14 protein-coding genes are annotated in these 19,493 nt (G+C 71.3%); 7 read left to right on the top strand and 7 right to left on the bottom strand.

The features are described 5' to 3' along the window. Window positions 1-100 precede the first annotated feature (100 nt). The gene (locus tag ACFP2T_RS34735; protein ID WP_377429382.1) at window positions 101-721 is read left to right on the top strand and encodes a response regulator; all 621 of its coding nucleotides are present in this window, start codon (window positions 101-103) and stop codon (window positions 719-721) included. Between the two features lie 33 nt (window positions 722-754). On the opposite strand, the gene ACFP2T_RS34730 is transcribed toward ACFP2T_RS34735, so the two are convergent. After that, entirely contained in the window at window positions 755-1,807 is a 1,053-nt protein-coding gene (locus ACFP2T_RS34730) for an LLM class flavin-dependent oxidoreductase (protein WP_377429380.1), read from the bottom strand. Window positions 1,808-2,354: 547 nt separating this feature from the next. Here ACFP2T_RS34730 and ACFP2T_RS34725 point away from each other — a divergent pair. The 4 genes from ACFP2T_RS34725 (at window position 2,355) to ACFP2T_RS34710 (ending at window position 7,635) form a co-directional block, all read left to right on the top strand. After that, entirely contained in the window at window positions 2,355-3,188 is an 834-nt protein-coding gene (locus tag ACFP2T_RS34725; protein ID WP_377429378.1) for a nitroreductase/quinone reductase family protein, read from the top strand. A 253-nt stretch (window positions 3,189-3,441) separates the two neighbouring features. Continuing rightward, complete coding sequence (locus ACFP2T_RS34720; protein WP_377429376.1) at window positions 3,442-4,887, top strand: hypothetical protein; 1,446 nt, start codon at window positions 3,442-3,444, stop codon at window positions 4,885-4,887. Between the two features lie 25 nt (window positions 4,888-4,912). Continuing rightward, window positions 4,913-6,151: an ARPP-2 domain-containing protein gene (locus tag ACFP2T_RS34715; protein ID WP_377429374.1), complete on the top strand. Its 1,239-nt coding sequence runs from the start codon at window positions 4,913-4,915 to the stop codon at window positions 6,149-6,151. A gap of 215 nt (window positions 6,152-6,366) precedes the next feature. Next, on the top strand, window positions 6,367-7,635 hold the full coding sequence (locus tag ACFP2T_RS34710) for an SGNH/GDSL hydrolase family protein (protein ID WP_377429372.1): 1,269 nt from the start codon (window positions 6,367-6,369) through the stop codon (window positions 7,633-7,635). 63 nt (window positions 7,636-7,698) lie between these two features. Here ACFP2T_RS34710 and ACFP2T_RS34705 read toward each other — a convergent pair whose 3' ends face one another. The 4 genes from ACFP2T_RS34705 to ACFP2T_RS34690 all read right to left on the bottom strand — a co-directional run bounded on the left by ACFP2T_RS34705 (window position 7,699) and on the right by ACFP2T_RS34690 (window position 14,580). Beyond that, the gene (locus ACFP2T_RS34705) at window positions 7,699-10,218 is read right to left on the bottom strand and encodes an NPCBM/NEW2 domain-containing protein (protein ID WP_377429370.1); all 2,520 of its coding nucleotides are present in this window, start codon (window positions 10,216-10,218) and stop codon (window positions 7,699-7,701) included. 291 nt (window positions 10,219-10,509) lie between these two features. Next, window positions 10,510-12,003, bottom strand: a complete 1,494-nt coding sequence (locus tag ACFP2T_RS34700) for a CehA/McbA family metallohydrolase domain-containing protein (RefSeq protein WP_377429368.1) — start codon at window positions 12,001-12,003, stop codon at window positions 10,510-10,512. Window positions 12,004-12,309: 306 nt separating this feature from the next. Next, window positions 12,310-13,518, bottom strand: coding sequence for a DUF5685 family protein (locus ACFP2T_RS34695; RefSeq protein WP_377429366.1), 1,209 nt, complete (start codon window positions 13,516-13,518; stop codon window positions 12,310-12,312). Window positions 13,519-13,689: 171 nt separating this feature from the next. Next, window positions 13,690-14,580 (bottom strand): phosphatidylinositol-specific phospholipase C/glycerophosphodiester phosphodiesterase family protein, encoded by an 891-nt coding sequence (locus tag ACFP2T_RS34690; RefSeq protein ID WP_377429364.1) that lies wholly within the window; start codon window positions 14,578-14,580, stop codon window positions 13,690-13,692. 271 nt (window positions 14,581-14,851) lie between these two features. Between ACFP2T_RS34690 and ACFP2T_RS34685 the strand changes: the two genes are divergently transcribed. Together ACFP2T_RS34685 and ACFP2T_RS34680 are read left to right on the top strand one after the other, a co-directional pair. Beyond that, the gene (locus ACFP2T_RS34685; protein ID WP_377429362.1) at window positions 14,852-15,991 is read left to right on the top strand and encodes a serpin family protein; all 1,140 of its coding nucleotides are present in this window, start codon (window positions 14,852-14,854) and stop codon (window positions 15,989-15,991) included. Between the two features lie 355 nt (window positions 15,992-16,346). Continuing rightward, entirely contained in the window at window positions 16,347-17,627 is a 1,281-nt protein-coding gene (locus ACFP2T_RS34680) for a tetratricopeptide repeat protein (protein ID WP_377429360.1), read from the top strand. A gap of 38 nt (window positions 17,628-17,665) precedes the next feature. Here ACFP2T_RS34680 and ACFP2T_RS34675 read toward each other — a convergent pair whose 3' ends face one another. Next, a complete protein-coding gene (locus ACFP2T_RS34675; protein WP_377429358.1) occupies window positions 17,666-18,259 on the bottom strand; it encodes a gluconokinase in 594 nt (197 codons plus the stop codon). Further along, on the bottom strand, window positions 18,249-19,478 hold the full coding sequence (gene manD / locus ACFP2T_RS34670; RefSeq protein WP_377429356.1) for a D-mannonate dehydratase ManD: 1,230 nt from the start codon (window positions 19,476-19,478) through the stop codon (window positions 18,249-18,251). Before manD ends, ACFP2T_RS34675 begins: the two co-directional genes overlap by 11 nt. Between the last annotated feature and the right edge of the window lie 15 nt (window positions 19,479-19,493).

The following is a 19,493-nucleotide window of genomic DNA, read 5'->3' as shown; positions in this document are numbered from 1 at the left end:
AACACGCCCGCCGCTGGCCAGCGGCGGGCGGCACCGCGGGCGGCCCGGGATACGACGGTGGAGAGGCCCGGGATACGACGGTGGAGAGGGAGGTGCGCTGGTGATCACGGTGCTGCTGGTCGACGACCATCCCGTGGTCCGGGACGGGTTGCGCGGCATGTTGAACTCCGAGACCGACCTCGTGGTCGTCGGAGAGGCCGGATCGGGGCTGGAGGCCGTGACCCTGGCGCGGGCACATCGACCGGACGTGATCCTGATGGACCTGCGCATGCCCGGCCTCGACGGCGTGCACGCCACCGAGGCGATCCTGCGGGAGACGCGGACCAGCCGGGTGGTCGTGCTGACCACGTACGAGAGCGATTCGGACATCCTCCGGGCGGTCGAGGCCGGAGCCATCGGCTATCTGCTCAAGGACGCCACGAAGGCCGAACTGACCAGTGCGATCCGGGCCGCGTCCCGGGGCGAGACGATGCTCGCCCCGTCGGTCGCGGGGCGGCTCGTCCGGCAGGTCCGCAACCCGGCCGGGCCGGCGTTGTCCGCGCGGGAGGTGCAGGTGCTCGGCCTGGTCGCCAAGGGCCGGACCAACGCCGAGATCGGCCGCACGTTGCACATCAGCGAGGCGACGGTGAAGACCCACCTGCTGCGGGCGTTCAGCAAGCTCGACGTCTCCGACCGGACCGCGGCGGTCACCACGGCAATGGCGCGCGGCCTGCTGGAGTAGGCCGGCGGGCGGACCCGTCAGTGTCAGTGGGGGTCAGGATGCCGGGGTGGCGTCCGTCGCGAGGAGGTCGCGGACCCGGGGGATCACCTCGGTGCCGTACAGCTCGATCGTGTTCATCAGTCGCTCGTGCGGCAGTGTGCCGTTGGAGTACTTCAGGTCGAAGCGTCGCACGCCGAGCACCCGTACCGTTCGAGCGATCTTCTGGGCCACGGTCTCGGCCGAGCCGACGTGCCAGGCGCCGCCGGCAATGTCGGCATCGAACCGGTCCCGGGTCATCGGGGGCCAGCCGCGTTCGCGGCCGATCCGGTTGAACAGCACCCGGGCGTGCGGCCACAGCAGGTCCGCCGCCTCCTGGTCGGTCGACGCGATGAACCCGGGCGCGTGCACCGCGACCGGCAGCGGGTCCTTGCCGAACTCGCTCAGCGCGCGGTGGTACAGCTCGACGTACGGGGCGAACCGGGCCGGGTCACCGCCGATGACGGCGAGCACGAGCGGGAAGCCGTACTGGGCGGCCCGGACGACGGATTCCGGACTGCCGCCGACGCCGATCCAGGTCCGGATCCGGCCGGATTCCGTCTTCGGGTAGACCTGCTGCTTCTCCAGCGGTGGGCGCACAGTGCCCTGCCAGGTCACCGCGTCCTCGGTCAGCAGGTGCGACATCAGATCGGCCTTCTCCGCGAACAGCCGGTCGTAGTCGGCGAGGTCGTACCCGAACAGCGGGAACGACTCGGTGAACGAGCCACGCCCCAGGGTGATCTCCGCCCGGCCCCGGGACACCGCGTCGAGGGTGGCGAACCGCTCGAAGACGCGTACTGGGTCGTCGGAACTCAGCACGGTGACGGCGGTACCGAGACGGATCCGCTCGGTCCGGCCCGCGATGGCGGCGAGCACGATCTCCGGGGCCGAGACCGCGTAGTCGTCGCGGTGGTGCTCGCCGAGTCCGAAGCTGTCGACGCCGAGCCGGTCGGCCAGGATGGCCTCCTCGACGACGTTACGGATCACCTGGGCGTACGGGACCGGCTTGCCCTCGGCGTCGGCGGTGACGTCACCGAAGGTGTCGAGACCGAATTCCACGGTCGTGCCCATGTCGTCCTCCTCCATCGGGCGCACCGGTCGAATCCGTGCACCCGGCGATGTAACCCCGGGACGCACGATGTTCTTCCCCTGCCGGGGGAGGGATCCGACGAGAGGAAATCGTCGTTGTGATCTTGTCTCTACGCATTTCTGACGCTAACGTCGATGACGTGACTGCCGGGTCGGCCTTGGGCCACAACCGAGTGGGGCACCCGGCTATCGCGTGAGCCCCGGGTGGGCCCGAGGCCCGCCGTCCGTGCGTCTCCGCGTTCCGCGCGACCTTCCGCACCAGCGGTCCCGTTCTGTTGCCGCGACGCCGCGAGCCGTCGCACCGGTACCGCTCACATGCGTTCCGCTACCGCTTCCTGGTGCCCCCGTGCGTTTCCGTGCGTTTCCGTACCGTTTCCTGGTACCCCTTCCGCACCCTCTTACGCCACGCCGGGCCCAATTCGTGGTGTTTCCATGCCGCCCCCGGGGCGGTTCTTCGCCATGCCCGCGAAACGGTGACACAGTCACCAATCCTCGAAACAGTCACCAATCCTCGAAGAAGAAAGAAGCCATGCCGAACGATTTCAACCAACAGGTCATCGACGAGTTCCGCGCCAACAGTGGTCAGGTCGGTGGGCCCTTCGAGGGAGCCCGCCTCATCCTGCTGACCACCACCGGAGCGCGGTCCGGCGCCCCGCACACCACGCCGGTCGGCTACCTGCCCGACGGCGCCGAACGGATCCTGGTGATCGCCTCGGCCGCCGGTGCGCCGCGCGATCCGGCCTGGTTCCACAACCTGCGGGCCACCCCGCGGGTCACGGTCGAGACCGGCGTCTTCACCTACGACGCCGACGCCGTCGTCCTGCGGGGCGCCGAACGCGACCACGCCTTCGCCCGCGCGGTCGAAGCCGATCCGGGCTGGGCCGAGTACCAGGCCAGGACCAGCCGGATCATCCCCGTGGTCGCCCTCCAGGGGGTTCCGGGCCCGCCGAAGCCGAACGCGACGTCCTGGGGTGCCGCGCTTCGGCTCGTCCACGACAGCTTCCGACGGGAACTCGCCCTGATCCGCAAGGAGATCGCCGAGTCGGGCCCCGGCCTGGGCAGCCAGTTGCGGATGAACTGCCTGACCCTCTGTCAGGGACTGCACAACCACCACACCGGGGAGGACGCCGGGATCTTCCGGTTCGTCGCCGACCGGCACCCCGGGGTCGCCCCGGTCCTGGAGCGGCTGCGCCGGGAGCACCAGACGATCGCGGAGCTGCTCCAGCAGTTGCAAGAGGTCATCGCCTCCGACGACGCCGACCCCCTGCTGGTACGTACCGAGGTCGAGCGCCTCACCGACGAAGTCGAACGACACCTGAGTTACGAGGAGGAACATCTGATCCCGATCCTCGACGCGTTCTGAGTTCCGGTTCTCCGTTCCGACCCGACGAGGGGGCGGGTCGGGGCGGAGAACCGGGGCGACGCAATTGCCTCGCTGGAGATCGCTGCCGGCGGGTATGGTGGCCCGGCCGGCCGCGGGACTACGGTGCGACTTCCGGAACCCGCCTCTGAAGCGATGCTTCGCAGTTCGTGCCCACATTCCCCGGCCGGCTTCCATTCCACATTGGGGGGTCGTCGTGTCGTCGTCGGACCGGATCGCGTGCGAGGACGTGGTCATGTTCGTCAACGCGGCCGTAACCTCCACCGGACAGCGCGAGTTCCGGGCCGGTGCCGCCGAGCAGCGCATGTCGCTTGACTTCCTGCACGAGTACGTCCTGGGCAACTACCGCGACCTGTACGCCGCGACCCTGGCCCTGGACGTGAACCACTTCAACGGCGCGATGGTGGTGACGAACCTGCTCCGGACAGCTCACCTCGCCGGTCCGGAGCGGCGTGCCGTGGAGGGACGACTGATCGCCGCGCGCCTGCGGCGGCTGCCGCCGCAGCGGGTGTACCGGGTGTTCCGCGAACTGCGCCGGCTGGGCGTGAACAACCGGCGTACCAGGGCGATCATCCGGGACTGGGTCGCGGCCCGGCCCGATCCCGCCTTCGACGCGGTCAAGTACCGCCGGTCGTTGTCCATCGCCGCCCGCCACGCCCACCTGTCGCTCCCGGCCGAGGTGGGCACCGCGCTGTTCGACTGGCGCCGCCCGAAGCGGTACGGCACGCCGATCCTGGAGGCGTGGCGCCGGGCGCACTTCGAGCAGCGGGCGTTGTACGAGTTGCCGTACACGGTCGCCGAGGGACTTGCCGTGCGGCACGGCATCAGCCGGGCGCGCTTCCTGACGGGGATCGCGCCGAAGCTCACCGACGGCGAGCGACTCCGGTTGCAGACCTCGGCCCGCCGGCTCGACGTGGCGGCGGTCGGCACGGATCTGCCCCGGGTGCCGCTGACCCGACTCGCCAGCTACGTCCTGTCGTTGCCGCGACCCGACCGGGTCCGGCGGCGTGCCGAGCTGACCGACGCGCTGCGCGCCGCCGCCCGACGGGCCGCGGGCCGGCAGGCCGGCAGTTGGGGCCGGGTCGTGGCGGTCCTCGACGACAGCTACTCGGCGTCCGGGTCGGGCGTCAAGCGGCGCCGCCCGCTGGCGGTGGCGCTGGCGACTCACTACCTCCTGGAGACGCTCGCGGCGGACTACACCGGCCTGTGGCTGCACCATCGGGGTGACCCGTTGCTGGTCCATCCGATCGGATCCACCGGGCTCGGGGCGCGCATCCTCGACGGACTGGAGCGGCGGCCCGACCGGCTGGTGGTCGTCTCCGACGGCTGGGACAACGCCCCGCCGGGAGAGGCCGCCGAGATACTCCGGGTGTGGCGGACCCGGCTCGATCCCGGCGAACGCACCTCGATCGTGCACCTCAATCCGGTGTACGACAGCGACAGCTTCGACGTACGTCGCCTCGCGCCCGCTGTGGCGACCGTCGGGGTACGCGACGCCGAGGACGCCGCCACGCTGGTCGAACTCGCCCGCTTCGCCACCGGCACCGCCACCTTCGACGAGCTGCGTTCGCACCTGGCCGCCCGGGTCGACCGGTTCCTCGCGGCACCCGGACCCGAAACCGGACCCGCATCCGGCCCCCGCCCTGGCCCCGGCCCCGGCGACACGGCGGTGCCGGCGTGACCGGCGTCGACACTGCGGTGGCGGCGTGACCGCCATCGAGCAGGGCCGTCCGGATTCGACCGAGACCCGGGGCACCGGTGCCGGACTGTCCGGCCTGGACCTGACCGGCCTGGTCGTCGGTCCGGCCCAGGTCTGGGGCGCGGTCCGGCTTCAGCCGCTGCTGCGTGCCGTACCCATCACCGACCTGCGGCTGCATGCCCGGCTGTACGACCAGGACGACGTGTCGATCGTCGAGGTCGGCCCGCGTACCGCGTACGTCGCCTACATTCCGCACGCGTTCGTGGCCGACTGGACCACCGACGCCACTCCGGCCGCCGCCTACGGCACCCAGTTGCGTGACCCGGAGGCGACCGGTCAGCCCCGGGGGATCGGGCTGCACTTCCGGCGCCGGATGGCCCGTCGCGACGACAAGCGCCGGCTGCGGTTCCTGCCCCTGCACCTGGCCCTGGAGGGCTACCTCGCGTTGCAGTTCGGCGGGCCCACCATCGCCTGGCAGGAGTGGACCCGTCAGGCGGTCACCCGTGGTCTGTCGCCTCGGGCCGAGGCCGCCTACACGGGTGTCGAGATACCGGGCCTGGCCGACGCGCTGCGGATCTTCGAGATCCATCCCGAGCAGTGCGGAATGCTCCTGTACGTGGCCGACGCGCTCGCCGCCGCCTTCGTCGTGCCGCATCCCGACGACTACCGTGCGCTGCATCCGACCGTGCTGCGGGACCTCTACGGCGAGTTGGTCTACCAGTACGCCCACCTGTACCCGGCAGTCCCCGAGTTCCGGACCGGTCTGGACGAGAGCCGGGTGCACAGCGTCGCCGACCTCCGTGCCGAAGTGGACCGCAGTCGCGCGGCCTGGTCCGAGTCGGCTCTCCTGATGGCGGGCGGGCTCTTCGGTGCGGAGCGCCTGTCGACCGAGCCGGTGTACCGGATGGGGCGGTTCACCCTGTCGCGGTTCCTGCCGGCCTTCACACCCGAGACCGAGAACCACATCGGCGAGAGCATCACCGACGAGGGCGGCCGGTTGGCGTACCTCAAGACCTTCCGGCTCTCCGCCGCGCAGGCCCGCCGAGGCCACCTGCTCGGCCAACTCGCCGCGTACGACTGGAATCTCGACGCCACCGCCGAGGCGCTCGGTACCGATCGTTCGGGGCTCGCCGTGCGACTCGACCGCTCCGGGTTCGGACACCTGCTGCGTCCGGAGATCATCGACGCCTGCCGCAACCAGGCCCGCCGGCCACGGCGCGGCCCGGCACAACCTCCCGCCCGCTAGCCGAAGCTCCGCCCGCCTCCGTCCGGCCGGTCAGCGGCGCCGTCTCGACCTGGTCGATCCATGGCCGGGATCGATCCATGGCTGGTCGATCCCGTGGCCGGTCGAACCATGGCCGGGATCGATGCCGTTCGTTGACCGTCGTTCCGAACGCATGATCTGATGCCGAGACGCGAAAAGGTTTCGATATTTCGCATAGACGCACTTGGGGGTCGGACATGATCGGATTCCGTCGACCCGCGTTCGCGGCGGCGTTGGTGCTCACCCTCGCCTCGGCCGCAACGCTGACGGCCACCGTCACCACCCCGGGTACGGCCGCGGCCAGCCTGCCGACCGCCGCGGTCGCGCTCGGGGACAGTTTCGTCAGTGGTGAGGGCGCCGGCGGCTACCAACCGGTGGTGGACGTGAACGGTACGTCGCAGGACTTCCCCGGATGGTCCGCGCCGAACAGCAACGCGTTCTTCTGCCATCGGTCGGCCAACGCCTCTCTGCACCAGGCGAATCTCCCGGGCATCCAGGCCCGGTTCAACCTCGCCTGTTCCGGCGGTCAGCCGTACGACATCGCCAACGCCTCGGTCAACCGCACCAAGGGCCGTACGGTGGCCGCGCAACTCGACCAGCTCCGGGCGGTGGCGCAGACCCACGACATCGACCTGGTGCTGTTGGGCCTCGGTTCGAACAACAGCTCGTTCACCTTCGGCGACGTCGCGTCGGACTGCGCCAACCGGTTCATCGCGGACGCCTGGACCGGGTGGTGGGAGTTCTGGGCGTACCTCGGGGGACCGGTCGAGCAGGCCCCGTGTGCGGGCGACGACCTCGGCACGCCGGCCGAGTTCTCGGCGGCGACCACCGAGACCACCACGGCGGTCCGGCAACTGCTCAGCACACTCGACCAGGTCGACGCCGACGGGCAGCACCGGATCGTCTTCCAGGACTACACCAATCCGCTCCCGTTCGAGCTGGAGTCGAGGTTCCACGAGGAGGACAACCGCGACGACAGCCGGGACAAGTTCCGGGCCCTCGGCGCCGAGCGGTACGCCGCGGGGTGTCCGGTGCACCGGGCCAGTCTCGCCGCGGGTCACCTCTTCTCCGGTGGCCTCGGCACCCTCGTACAGTCGGTGCACGGCACCATGCGGGCCGAGTTTCCCGCCGACGACCTGGTCTACCTGAACGTGCAACGGGCCTTCGACGGGGCGCGGCTCTGCGAGACGTCGGCGAGTCCGACCGGCGCGCTCGCCACGCCGATCCGGTTGCAGGACGGCCCGACGGGTGTTCCCGTGACCAGCCTCTCCGGCTACGACAAGATCGCCATCCAGCGGATCGCCAACGCCTGCGTCACGTACTTCCAGACCTGCCAGGAGTCCTGGCACCCGAACGCCGCCGGGCACGCGGTGCTCGGGCAGTGCCTCACGGGCGCGGCGGCCACCACCCCGAACCGCGCGGTCGCCTGCGTACGGGCTGCCAACGGCTCGATCAGCGTGAGCTGAGCCCGAGGTGTTAAGAAGGGCCCCTTCTTCTACAGAAAACGATAAGAAGGGGCCCTTCCTTACTCACTCGGCGCGGATGTTGTCGATGTGGACCTGGCCGCCGCTGTTGAGGAAGACCCAGACCGCCCGGATCTGGGCCGGGTCCAGGGTCACCCCGGCGGGGCAGCTCAGCTCGCCGATCTCCCGCGTGACGGTCCGGCTGGAGTTCGGGTTGGTCCAGGTCCAGAGCCCGCCCTGGCACCAGGCGAAGTCGGGGCCGACCTGTACCGCGATCTCGCCGACCGTGCCGACCCCCTCGGTCCGTACGTCGTAGCGCAGCCGGGTCTTTCCGGTCAGGTCCAGCGGCTCGGCCAGGGCCCGGCCGAACCAGTTTCCGTCGACCGGTGTCGCGACCGTCAGGCCGTGCCCGCCGTCGGTGTGGAACGTCGTGGATTGGGCCATGGTGCCGCCGGAGTCCGGGTTGGCGATCGTGAAGTCCTCGGTGCCGGACTCGAAGGAGAACAGCGTCTGTTCCGCCGGCAGCACCGGATCGTCCGGAGCGGCGCCGCCACAGGCCAGCGTCGGCGCGGCCCAGTCGGTGTGCGCGTTCGTGGTGGGATCGTTGCCGGTGGTGACCAGGCGCAGCCAGCCCGCCCCGGTCAGGTCGGCGGTCAGGGTCACCGGCGCCGCGCCCGAGTTCACTGGTCCGCTGCTGGCCACCGCCGCGTCGTCGGCGTACACCGTGAAGGTCGCCGGTACCGCGCTGGTCGTCTCGTCGTCGATGCCCACGTCGGTGACCAGGGACGTGCACCGCCCACCGAGGTAGTAGACGATCTCGCTGGGCGCGGTCGTCCCGAGGCCCCGCGTGTAGACCCGGCCACCGATGGTGATCAGGTTTCCGTCGTTGTCGGACCCGCCGCCGTTGCTCTGGTCGGTCTCGACCGGGCCCTCGTCGTTGCCGGCGCTGACCGGCAGGATCGTGCTGAGGTGCCTTCTGCCGTCCTCGGGGGCGGTCACCACCACCGAGACGAGCTGGCTGGCGGTGCTGGCCGCGCGGTGCCGTGGACCCCATTCGTAGCCGGCGGTGACGGTGATCGGGTAGCGGCCGGCGGCGGTACCGTCGGGCACCGTGACGGTCCAGGTGGTCGACAGCGACTGGTTCGTCGCCAGGCTGCGCCGCCGGTCGCTGGTCGTCGCGGTCACCGTCCAACCCTCGGGCGCCCGCGCGGTGACCCGTAGGTCCCGCAGTGCGCCGACGCCCCGGTTGGTCACCGTCGTGGTCAGGGTGCCGGTTCCGGCCGTACCCGGCACCAGGGTGCCCAGGGCGGCACCGACGCTGACCGCCGGCGGGACCACCGTCGGGTCGGCCAGCGGGCGGACCCGGTAGACCACCGTGCCGTGCGCGGGTACGCCGGCCGAGATCGTCGACCTCGCCTGGCCGACCTGCCCGGTCCAGACGTCCTGCAACCGGTACGCCCCGGCGTGCCGCAGCCCGGTGTCCCGGACCGGAACGCTGACCGTGGCCAGCGAGTCGGTGGAGTTGTAGAGCGCGATCGCCCGGTCACCGTTGGCCAGCGGCTTGTCCAGCACCATCAGCCCGGCCTCGTCGGAGACGACGGCGCCCTGCACGCCCAGCCGGTCCTGGTCGATCGCGATGACGTCCCGGTTGCCGAGAATCGCCAGCGTCTCCGGCGAGGCGGTCCGCAGGTCGGTGCCGATCAGCAGCGGCGCGGCCATCATCGCCCACATGCTCAGGTGGGTGCGGTACTCGGTGTCGGTCATCCCGCCGTTGCCGATCTCCAGCATGTCGGGGTCGTTCCAGTTTCCCGGTCCGGCGTACTCGGCCAGGGGAGCGTTCTGCGCGATGATCGAGCGGAGGCTGGCCCAGTTGTCGCTGATGTCGCCGGTGGTCCGCCACAGGTCACCCACGTCGGCCGCCCACGTCCAGGGCTGGGACTGGCCCCATTCGCAGATCGAGTACACGATCGGCCGACCGGTGCCGTCGAGCGCGTGCCGCATCGCCGTGTAGCGCCGGATGAAGTCGGCCTGCGAGCCGTCGGACTGGTTGTTGCAGTTGTCGTACTTCAGGTAGTCGACTCCCCAGTCCGCCCAGGTCTGGGCGTCGATCTCCTCGTGGCCCAGGCTGCCCGGATATCCGGCGCAGGTCGCGGTGCCGGCGTCGCCGTAGATGCCCAGCTTCAGGCCCTTGCCGTGTACGTAGTCGGCCACTCCGGAGATCCCGCTCGGGAACTTGACGGGATCCGGCACCAGCCTGCCGTCCGGGCCACGTTCGCGCAGTGACCAGCAGTCGTCGATGTTGACGTACTCGTAGCCGACGTCGGCGAGGCCGGAGGAGACGATGACGTCCGCCGTCTCCTTGATCAGGGTCTCGTTGACGTCACAGCCGAAGGCGTTCCAGTTGTTGAATCCCATCGGTGGGGTGGGGGCGAGCGTCGGGGGAGCGGTCGCGACGGCCGGCGGGACCTCCCGGGTCGCCGGGGCCGGTGCGGCCAGTGCGGGTCCCGGTGGCACCGCCGCTCCGGATATCAGCAGGGACGAGAGCAGAGCCACGATGCCCAGGGGACGGCTCCTGGCAGCGCGCATGACGACACCTCCGACGGCGACGATCCGGGTCGCGACCGGGCGTGGTCGCGCGGAAAGGTCCTGTGGACTGACGGATCGCCGAGGGTGCGGAGGTGGGGTACGACATCCGTCGGTATCCGGGACCGACCGCTGGCAGGTCCCCGTACCGTGGTGGATCCACAACCCGGAAACCGTATTCCGTTCCGTGATGTCCGTCAATATATGAGGCGACGGGCCCCGCCCCGGGGTTCTTTCCCCGTGAGCGGGACCCGTCACGATGTCCGCCGGCCGTCCCGGCGTCCTCGTCCGGTGTCAGCGGACGTGTACGAAGACCGGGTTCGAGTAGAACCAGAGGTCGCTCCACGGGCTCTCCAGCCCGTCGGCGAGCGGCTCGGCCTCGTCGGTGCTGGTGCCGCGTACCCGGGCGTAGGTGTCGGCCTCGACGTTGCGCAGGGTGTGCCGGATGACGTAGTCGGAACCCTGCTTGCGCCAGTCGCGCGGGCCGAACCGCGCCACGACCTTGGTGGTCGGGTTGGTGTCGGCGTCGAGGTTGGCGTTCGGGCCCGTGATCTGCCCGACGATCAGGTCCACCCGCCGGACCTCCGGCCGGTCGCCGTTGCCGTTCTTGCCGGCGAGCGGCCGGAACTTGATCTCGATCTCGACATCGGTCCGGTTGCGACGGCTCAGCGTGACCGTCTCGCCGGTCGCCGCCTCCCGGCCCTGGCTCTTGGCGGTGAGGTCGAGGCTGGTGATCAGGTCGCCGGTGGTGACCCAGATCCGGCCGTTGCGCAGCCCGTCCATGATGTCGGCGTAGTCCTGCCGGGCGTACACGTAGGTTTTGCTGTACTCGCCCGGCCAGAAGTCGGAGCCGCCACGGGTCCAGTGCACGTGCGAGTCCGAGGTGGCGGTGATCCACCAGCGCCGGCCCTCACCGAGCAGTGAGTCCCAGAGACCGCCGACCTTGGCGGTCATCTGGTCGAAGCCACCGTGCGTGGGGTAGTTGCCGTACCCGCCGCGCGCGCCGCCGTTGAGCGGGCCCGCCTGGTGTCCGGGCGCGCCCTCGAAGCCGACGTAGATCTCCGGCGCCACGTTGTTGCCGTTGCGGAACTCGCGCGGCGTGTCCTGGCCGTAGACCCCGAAGCCGGTCGCCGACCGCGAGGTGTGGTGGCCGATGACCAGCGGCTTCTGCCGCATGTCCTTGGCGGCCTTCAGGAACTCGATCATCTTCGCCTCGGTGTCCCGGCCCTTGTCGGCGGGGAAGGCGTCGTTCTTGGCGAACCGGCTCTCCAGCTCGAAGAGCTGCTGCGCCTCGTCCTCGTGGTGCGGAATCATCAGCGTGTGGTGGTCCTGGGCCGGAGTGTCGAACTCCATCCCCCAGAACTGCAGCACCTCGGGGACCAGCTTGCGCGACCGCAGCAGGTCGGGGTACGCCTGCTCCAGGTTCACCTTCGAGTGGGTCGGCCCGCCGTGGTCGGTGCACATCGCCCAGGTGAGGCCGAAGTTCTTCGCCATGATGGCGTTCGTGACGATCGGGTAGACCGCGTCCGCGCCCTTGTGGAACGTCGGCGGGTTCGTCGAGGTGTCGAATTCGCCGCTGTACTCCGAATGGATGTGGTGGTCACCGGCACGCCACACCCGGTCACGGGAGTTCCCGTGCTGGTTGCCCTTGTTATCGTCGTCGTTGTCGTGCGCGAACGCCGGGCCGCCCCCGATCAGGGGACTGGCGGCGACCAGCGTCGCGCCGACGCCGGCGTACCGGACGAGTTGGCGCCGCGAGATCTGCGCGCTCTCGGCCTCTTCCTTCATGGTGGAGCCTTTCCTCGAGCCAGCCATGGCTGTGACAACCAGGGAGTCTCAAGGGATGGGCTGAATTGGCGATGAACACCGGACGCGGCGGCCGGGAACATCGCACCCCGGCCGCCTGAATCGGCTGCCATCTCTGTGACCTGCGGATTCGTCCATCCGGACGTGCGGTTGACCGCGCGTGACCCGCCGGGTACGGCCGGCGCCGGAAGGCCGGTCCGGGCGGGCTCGCGGTCAGCAGTCGCGGGCGGTGTCGCGGTCAGCAGGCTCGGGCGGTGTCGCGGTCAGCGGTCGTAGGCCGGGTCGGGGTCAGCAGTCACAGACGCACCAGTCGCAGGCGCTGCAGTCGGGGCAGTCGCAGCACCTCGTGCACCAGCAGCGGTGGGAGCACTTCTCGCGACGGACCCGGCTCCACCTCGGCTGCCACAGCCCGCAGGTGCAGGTGGTCAGCGCGCACGCCCCGCCGATGAGCAGCGGGGCGTCGCATCCGTCCGGTCGCGGCGCCGGCCCGCCGCCCGGGTGCCGCTGCGTGCCGGACCGTCGCCCGGAGTGCCGGTCCGGCTCGCTGTGCGGGTACGAGGGCCGGACTGACTCGACGGGCGTCTGGAGGTGCGCCGGGGCGGACGGGCCGGGTCGGGGCCCGGCCGGCGACGGGTGGTGCGTGAGGGTGAAAGTCCGGTCGATGGCGTCGCCGACCTCGCGGACCAGCAGTGCCCGGACGAGTGTGTGGTCCCGCAGCTCCACGTCGGCCAGGGCCAGCCGCAGGCCGTGGTGGGCGTCCTCGCACAACCTGCGTGCCTCGGCCAGTTCGGTGCCGGTGGCCCGGAGCGGGTTGAACACGCCCCGGGCCTGGTCGTCGGCGTAGTCCTCCACCGCGTCCAGCAGGTGCGCGATCCGGCCGAAGTACCGACCGACCTCCGCCAACCCGGACGCGTTGCCGGGCATCCCGGCCAGCGCGGCGGTGTGGGCGAAGGCGGCGGCGACGGCGGTCTCGGTCGGTTCGGTGGCGAGCAGCACCGACGCGCCGGGACCGATCGCGTGCTCCAGCGTGGTCTGCCGGGCGACGGCGTCGAGCAGCACGCCGGTGTCGAAGCCGACCGCGTCACCGGTCCGGGCGCCCGCCTCGGCCCACCGGTCGGCCAGCCTGCCGGCCACCCCGGCGAACGCGGCGACCCGCAGCGCGCCGTCCCGGTCCACGACGTGGTCCCGGGTCTTGCCGGCCGCGAGTACCAGCGACACCGCCGCGGCCAGCCGGGCGCCGGGGTCCGCGGAGGAGAGCACCGAGGCACCCTGGAAGCCGCGCAGCGCGCACGGCCCCGCCTGCCGGTACCGGGCTGGCGCGGCGCTCTGCGCCTCCAGGAGTACGGAGATCAGCAGGCCGTCGTAGTTGGTGGTCAGCCGGGCCCGGTGCCCGTGTTCGTCGCGCAGGGTGAGGCAGAGTCCACAGAGGTGACCGAGCCAGGCATTATGCAGTTTTGCGCACATCCGGTGCCGACACGGCCGCACGATTCCGAACAACACGTCTCCTAGATCATCTCTGAGTGCTGGGCGGAGCTTAGCGACTCCACCCTGCCGAGATGAGCCCGAAACGGCGTCCCGCCCGTGGCCGGCCGACGGCTGTGTATGTGGGGATCGCACCCGGACCACGGCCCCGGCGCGGCCGGCTGCCGCGCCGGGACCGCCGGTGCGCTAGCGGCGGCTGGCGCGCAGGAAGTCCGCCAGTCCGGCGAGGTCGTCGGTGTTGATGTGGTCGACGTCGGCGGCGCGCAGCTCCCGCCAGATCGCGTCCCGCTCCGGGCCGGCGACGTCCGGAGTGGCCCAGAACCGCACCCGCTGCTGGTTGGCGTGCGCGGTCCGGACGAACGAGCGCAGCTTCGCCCGCTCCGCCGTGGGCATCGCGCCCACGCCCTGCCAACCGAAGAGGTTGCCCCAGTTGTCGCTGATCAGCGGGATCAACGAGGCCGGCGCGGTGGTGCCGAGGTCGGCGGCGCGGCCGTCGTAGAAGGCGTACCGGGTCCGCTGTCCGGCCATCAGGTCACGCGGCCGGTCACCGCTGACGACGACGGTCACCGCACCCCGGCGCACCCGGCCTGAGCTGTACGTGGTCAGCATCCGCTGGTAGTCCCGGAGTACCCGGTGCAGTTCGGTGTAGGTGTCCACGCCGGTGTTCTTGATGTCGACCAGCAGTTGCAGTTCCTGGTGGCTGTCCCTGAAGACCTTGCCGTGGTTCGCCCGTACCCGCCGGGCCAGCGGGTCGAGGTAGAGGCTCTGCAGGGTACGACCCGGAACCACGTCCTCGGGGTCGTGGCCGACCAGCAGTTCGCCGTCGACCAGGTAGATGTCGGCCTCCACGCTGGTGAAGCCGTGGTCGAGCGCGTCGAACAGCGGGCGCTCGTGCTCGTAGTCGTTGTGGGCGTGGGCCTGCGGCAGCGGCCGGAGCTTGCCGCCGGGCCGTCGGTCGCCGGCCGCGCCGGAGGCCGGCTCGTGGCCGAGGAGGGGCCCGGCAGCCTGGGCGGCCGGCGAGCCGAGTCCCACGACGGCACCGGCCACCACCAGCGCACCCAGCATTCGACGCTTCATCGCGATCGTCTCCCTGTTCCCGTGGATCATGTCGGATCGCTCCGGACGGTAGGCGAGGGGTCGTGCGGCCCGACTGCCTCGCGGTGAACCACGGATGAAGAGCGCTCGACGCGGCGCCGGGATGGACGTCACCGAGCGCTGTGGACCCCGACCCGGCGGGCCGGTACGGTTCGACCGGCCGGTCGAACCGGTACGGTGCACCGGATCCGTTCGCGGTACGTCGGCCCGGGCACCGACGCCCACCGTGGCCGACGAGCGGAGGACCCGCCGCATGAGTGTCGAAGCCGCCAACGCCCTCAGCGCGCGCTGGGCGTCCACGTTGGACGGGACGCAGACGGTCTTCTCCGGCGTCGGCGTGTACCCACTGCTGGCGCTGCTCGCGCCGTACGCGGCCGGCCCGGCCCGCGACGAACTGCTGGCGGTCGCCGGTGTTCCCGCGCGGTTCGACCTCGCCGGCTCACCGACGACCCGGCTCGCGATGGCCGTCTGGTCCCGGCACGACCTGCCGTTGACGTCCGGGTGGCTCGACGCGGTGCCCGAGTCGATGCGGGGCGAACTGACCGGCGACCCCGGCACGGACCGGCCGGTCCTGGACGCCTGGGCGTCCAGGCACACCGAGGACCTGATCCCGAGGATGCCGGTCGAGGTCGACGGGGAGACGCAGTTGCTCCTCGCCAGCGCGCTGCTGGTCGTGACGACCTGGGCGGAGCCGTTCAAGGAGCAGTGGGTCCAGCCCGGTTCGGGGCCGTGGCAGGGCCGGGACGTCACCGGGCTGCGCCGCCGTAGCCGGGACCTGAGCGTGTTGCGGGTCGCCGACACCGGGGCCGGGCCGCTGACGCTGCTGACCGTCCGGGGCAGCGAGGACGTCGACGTCGTCCTCGCGCTCGGTGCGCCGGACCGGAGCGCGGCCCAGGTCCTGTCGGCCGCGATCGCCACGCCCGGCCCCGGCCCGACGCTCGCCGCCACCGACGGCCCCGGGGTCACCGAGGAGGTGGTGACGGCACTGGACGACCAGCCCGAGCTGGAGCTCTCGACGGTCCGGTTCACCGTGGAGGGCGACCACGACCTGTTGGCGAACGCCGAACTGTTCGGCCTGCGCAGCGCCACGGACCGCGGCCGGGGCCACTTTCCGGGGATCAGCCCGAGGCCGCTGGCGGTCTCGGCGGCCCGGCAGAGCGCGGTGGCCACCTTCGGGGCGAAGGGATTCAAGGCCGCCGCCGTCACCGCGATCGCGATGACCGTCGGCTCGCTGCCGCCGAAACCGACGAAGCAGAAGCGGCTGGTGCGGGTCGCCTTCGACCGTCCGTTCGGATTCCTCGCCGTACACCGGCGGACCGGCCTGGTGCTGGTCGCCGGCTGGGTCAGCGAGCCGGACCCGTACCAGCGGAGCGCCGTCCCCCCGGGCTTCTGACCGGTCGACCCGTCGAATCGGAGTTGCGATCGGTCCGGCAGGTGGTCCATGATCTCCGCCATGGTCTACAGGAAGGGCGGCCACCGCCCACTGCGGTGAGCGCCGGGACGCCGACCCGTCGGTCGGTTCCACCCGTCTCCATTCCGGTTCGTCGTGGGCGTTCGCCGACGAGCCATCCCCGCGTCCGGTCGCCGCGACGCCTCTCGTCACCGGCCGATCCCCGGCGTCGTCCGAGGACGCCAGTTCCGTTTCCGTTTCCCGCGCCCGGGACCTGCGCCGGGCGGGCCAGCCCAGCACGGGCCGGTGGGTGGGTTCGTTGTGCGGCAATTTCACATTCGAGTACGGAGGTTGCGCGGTGAGTGACGGCCTGGGCAAGGCGTGGGAGCTGGTGGAATCCGGTGATGCGGGGGCGGTGGTCCGGCACCTGCGGTCCACGGTGGACACGATCGCGCTCGGCGATCTGGCCCGGCTGCTCGAACGGGTGGCCCAGCTGGTCGAGCTGACCGACCTGGCCGAAGCGGCGGCGCGCCTGGCGGCGGATCCGGAACGCCCGCAGGCGCTGTACGACTTCGGCTACGCCTGCGTCGAACACGGCCTGGCGTTCGTGGCCGTACCGGCGTTGCGCGAGGCGGTGCGGCGGGTGCCCGAAGCGGACGGCGTGCTGGCCGAGCTGGTTTCCGCGTTGGAGGACGAGCATCGGCACGCCGAGGCGGTGGCCACGCTGGAGCAGCGGGACGCCACCCTTCCGCCGTGGCCGCACCGCTACCTGCTGGTCTACAACGCGATCATGGCTGGCGACCTGGACCGGGCGTTCCGGCACCACGACCGGTTGCCGGCGCCGCAGGACGAGGACTGGCGACCGGCGCACCAGCGGGTCCAACTGATGCTCGGCCGGGCCGGGCTGGTCGGTGCCGTCGGTCGGCTCGACGGTCAGGACCTGCGGGGCTGGCACTTCGTGCTGACCGGCGGCGTGCTGAGCAGCCTGTCACCGTACGGGTTCGACGCGGGGATGACCGGCCGGTACGCGTACCAGCAGGACAGCTTCGGGCTCTGCCGGCTCGGCCTGCACCGGTTGGCGTTGATCCTCGACGCCGCCGGCCGACGACCCCGGTCGGTGTCACTGTTGCCGGACCGGTCCAGCCGGATCCTGGGCCACGCGGTGGCGCAGGTGCTCGGCGTGCCGGCCGAGCCGTTCACCGGCGCCCGGCCGGAGAGCGTGGTGGTGGCCTACGACCTGAGTGAACTCGCCGACGGCGAGCTGTTGACCGCGCTGCGCGACCGGGCGCCCGGACAGGTGCTGTTCGAGCACGCCACCTGCTGGACCGACCCGCCGGCGGTGTCGGCCGACGTGAGCACGATGTTGACCCAGGTGGTTGTCGCACCGTGGGGCGAGCGGCTGCGGCAGGGCCCGGACGGTCGGGTCGAGCGGGGCGCTGCCGACGACCGGCCGATCGAGGAGATAGCGGCCGACATCCTGCGGGCCGACGGCGAACCCGACCCCGGTGACGGGGCCACCCCGCCGGACCCGGACGGCGCGCTGGTCGCCTTCGTGTCCGCCGTCGCCGGCCGCTGGCTGGCCGGGCCGCGCGGCCGGGTCCGGTCGCCGGGTCCGGTGCCCAGCTCGCGGTTCCTCTAGACCCGGGCGGTCCTGCCGGACGGCTGACGGGCCAGCCGTCAGCCTTCCGGCAGGGCGACCTCGCGGGCCGGTCCGGCGGTCGTACGGGGCAGCAGGCCGAGCCCGTTGACCGCCGCGGTGACCAGTTCCTCCGGGGTCAGTGCGACGTCCAGGGTCAGGATCCGCTCGTCCGGCTGCGGTGGCTCCAGGGTCGCGATCTGCGAGTCCAGCAGGCTGGCCGGCATGTAGTGCCCGGACCGCCGGGCCATCCGTTCCCGGATCACCTCGGCCGACCCTTCGAGGAAGACGAAGTCGACGCTCGGCGGCCCCTGCCGGAGCACGTCCCGGTACGAGCGTTTCAGCGCCGAGCAGGCCAGTACGGTGGAGACCCCCTCGGCGGCGCGGTCCGACATCCAGCCGGCCAGTTCCCGCAGCCACGGCCACCGGTGCGCGTCCTCGAGCGGCACCCCGGCGCGCATCAGGTCCACGTTGGACGCCGGATGGAACCCGTCCGCCTCGGCGAAGGTCAGCCCGGTGACCGCGCTGATTCCCTCGGCCACGGTGGTCTTGCCCGACCCGGACACACCCATCACCACGATGTGCCGGGTCGGAGCCGACCGTGCGGCGGTGCCGGCGGGGCCGTCACCAGTCATGGACCGTACCGTCCTTGAGCCGGTTGAACGGGAGGTACGCCGGCACGTACGGGAACCGCTCGGCGGCCGCCTCGTCGAGTTCGACGCCGATCCCGGGCTGGTCGCCGGGGTGCAGGTACCCGTCGGTGAAGGTGAACGACTGCCGGAAGACCTCGTCGGTCAGCGGACCGTGCCGCATGTACTCCTGGATGCCGAAGTTGTGGATCGCCAGATCCAGGTGCAGTGCGGCGGCCATCCCGACCGGGGAGATGTCGGTCGGCCCGTGGATGCCGGACTTGATCTGGTACTGCGCGGCGAAGTCGAGGAGTTTGCGCATCGCGGTGATCCCGCCGGTGTGCGTGACGGCGGACCGGACGTAGTCGATCAACTGTTCCCGGATCAGCGTCTGGTAGTCCCACACCGTGTTGAAGACCTCGCCGATCGCCAGCGGGGTGGTGGTGTGCTGACGGACCAGCCGCAGCGCCTCCTGGTTCTCCGCCGGGGTGCAGTCCTCCAGCCAGAACAGGTCGTACGGTTCGAGCGCCTTGCCGAGCTTGGCGGCCTGGATCGGGGTCATCCGGTGGTGCCCGTCGTGCAGCAGCGGCAGCTCGGGGCCGAATTCGTTGCGGACCGCCTCGAAGACGCCGGGCAGGTGCCGCAGGTAGGCCCGGGTGTCCCAGTCCTCCTCGGCGGGCAGCGGAGTGCGCTGGGCCGGCTCGTAGTCGTACCGCTTGCCGTCGGCGCTGGGCTGGGCGGCGACGCCGTACACCGCGTTGATTCCCGGCACCGAGGTCTGCACCCGGATCGACTTGAATCCCTCGTCGAGGTGACGCCGGATCGAGTCGAACAGCTCCGGGACGTCCCGCCCGGAGGCGTGCCCGTACGCCATGATGCCGGTCCGGGACGCGCCGCCGAGCAGTTGGTACAGCGGCATCCCGGCGGCCTTGGCCTTGATGTCCCAGAGCGCGACGTCCACCGCCGCGATCGCGGCCATGGTGACCGGGCCGCGCCGCCAGTACGACGACCGGTACAGGAACTGCCAGGTGTCCTCGATCCGGTGCGGGTCACGCCCGAGCAGCAGCGGAACGACATGGTCGGTCAGGTACGACGCGACCGAGAGTTCCCGGCCGTTGAGAGTGCCGTCGCCAAGTCCGGTGATGCCCTCGTCAGTGGTGATCTTCAGGGTGACGAAGTTGCGATCAGGGCTGGTGACGATCACGTCGGCGGCGACGATCTTCACGACACGCCTTTCTTC

It is taken from the genome of Plantactinospora solaniradicis (assembly GCF_042658085.1).
In the GTDB taxonomy this organism is placed as follows: Bacteria; Actinomycetota; Actinomycetes; order Mycobacteriales; family Micromonosporaceae; genus Plantactinospora; species Plantactinospora solaniradicis.
This window is presented reverse-complemented; position numbering and strand designations above follow the sequence as displayed.

Coding starts and splice junctions, on each gene's coding strand:
- ACFP2T_RS34730 (WP_377429380.1), bottom strand. CDS start 1,807: ATGGGCACGACCGTGGAATTCGGTCTCGACACCTTCGGTGACGTCACC.
- ACFP2T_RS34725 (WP_377429378.1), top strand. CDS start 2,355: ATGCCGAACGATTTCAACCAACAGGTCATCGACGAGTTCCGCGCCAAC.
- ACFP2T_RS34720 (WP_377429376.1), top strand. CDS start 3,442: ATGTTCGTCAACGCGGCCGTAACCTCCACCGGACAGCGCGAGTTCCGG.
- ACFP2T_RS34710 (WP_377429372.1), top strand. CDS start 6,367: ATGATCGGATTCCGTCGACCCGCGTTCGCGGCGGCGTTGGTGCTCACC.
- ACFP2T_RS34705 (WP_377429370.1), bottom strand. CDS start 10,218: ATGCGCGCTGCCAGGAGCCGTCCCCTGGGCATCGTGGCTCTGCTCTCG.
- ACFP2T_RS34700 (WP_377429368.1), bottom strand. CDS start 12,003: ATGAAGGAAGAGGCCGAGAGCGCGCAGATCTCGCGGCGCCAACTCGTC.
- ACFP2T_RS34690 (WP_377429364.1), bottom strand. CDS start 14,580: ATGAAGCGTCGAATGCTGGGTGCGCTGGTGGTGGCCGGTGCCGTCGTG.
- ACFP2T_RS34685 (WP_377429362.1), top strand. CDS start 14,852: ATGAGTGTCGAAGCCGCCAACGCCCTCAGCGCGCGCTGGGCGTCCACG.
- ACFP2T_RS34675 (WP_377429358.1), bottom strand. CDS start 18,259: ATGACTGGTGACGGCCCCGCCGGCACCGCCGCACGGTCGGCTCCGACC.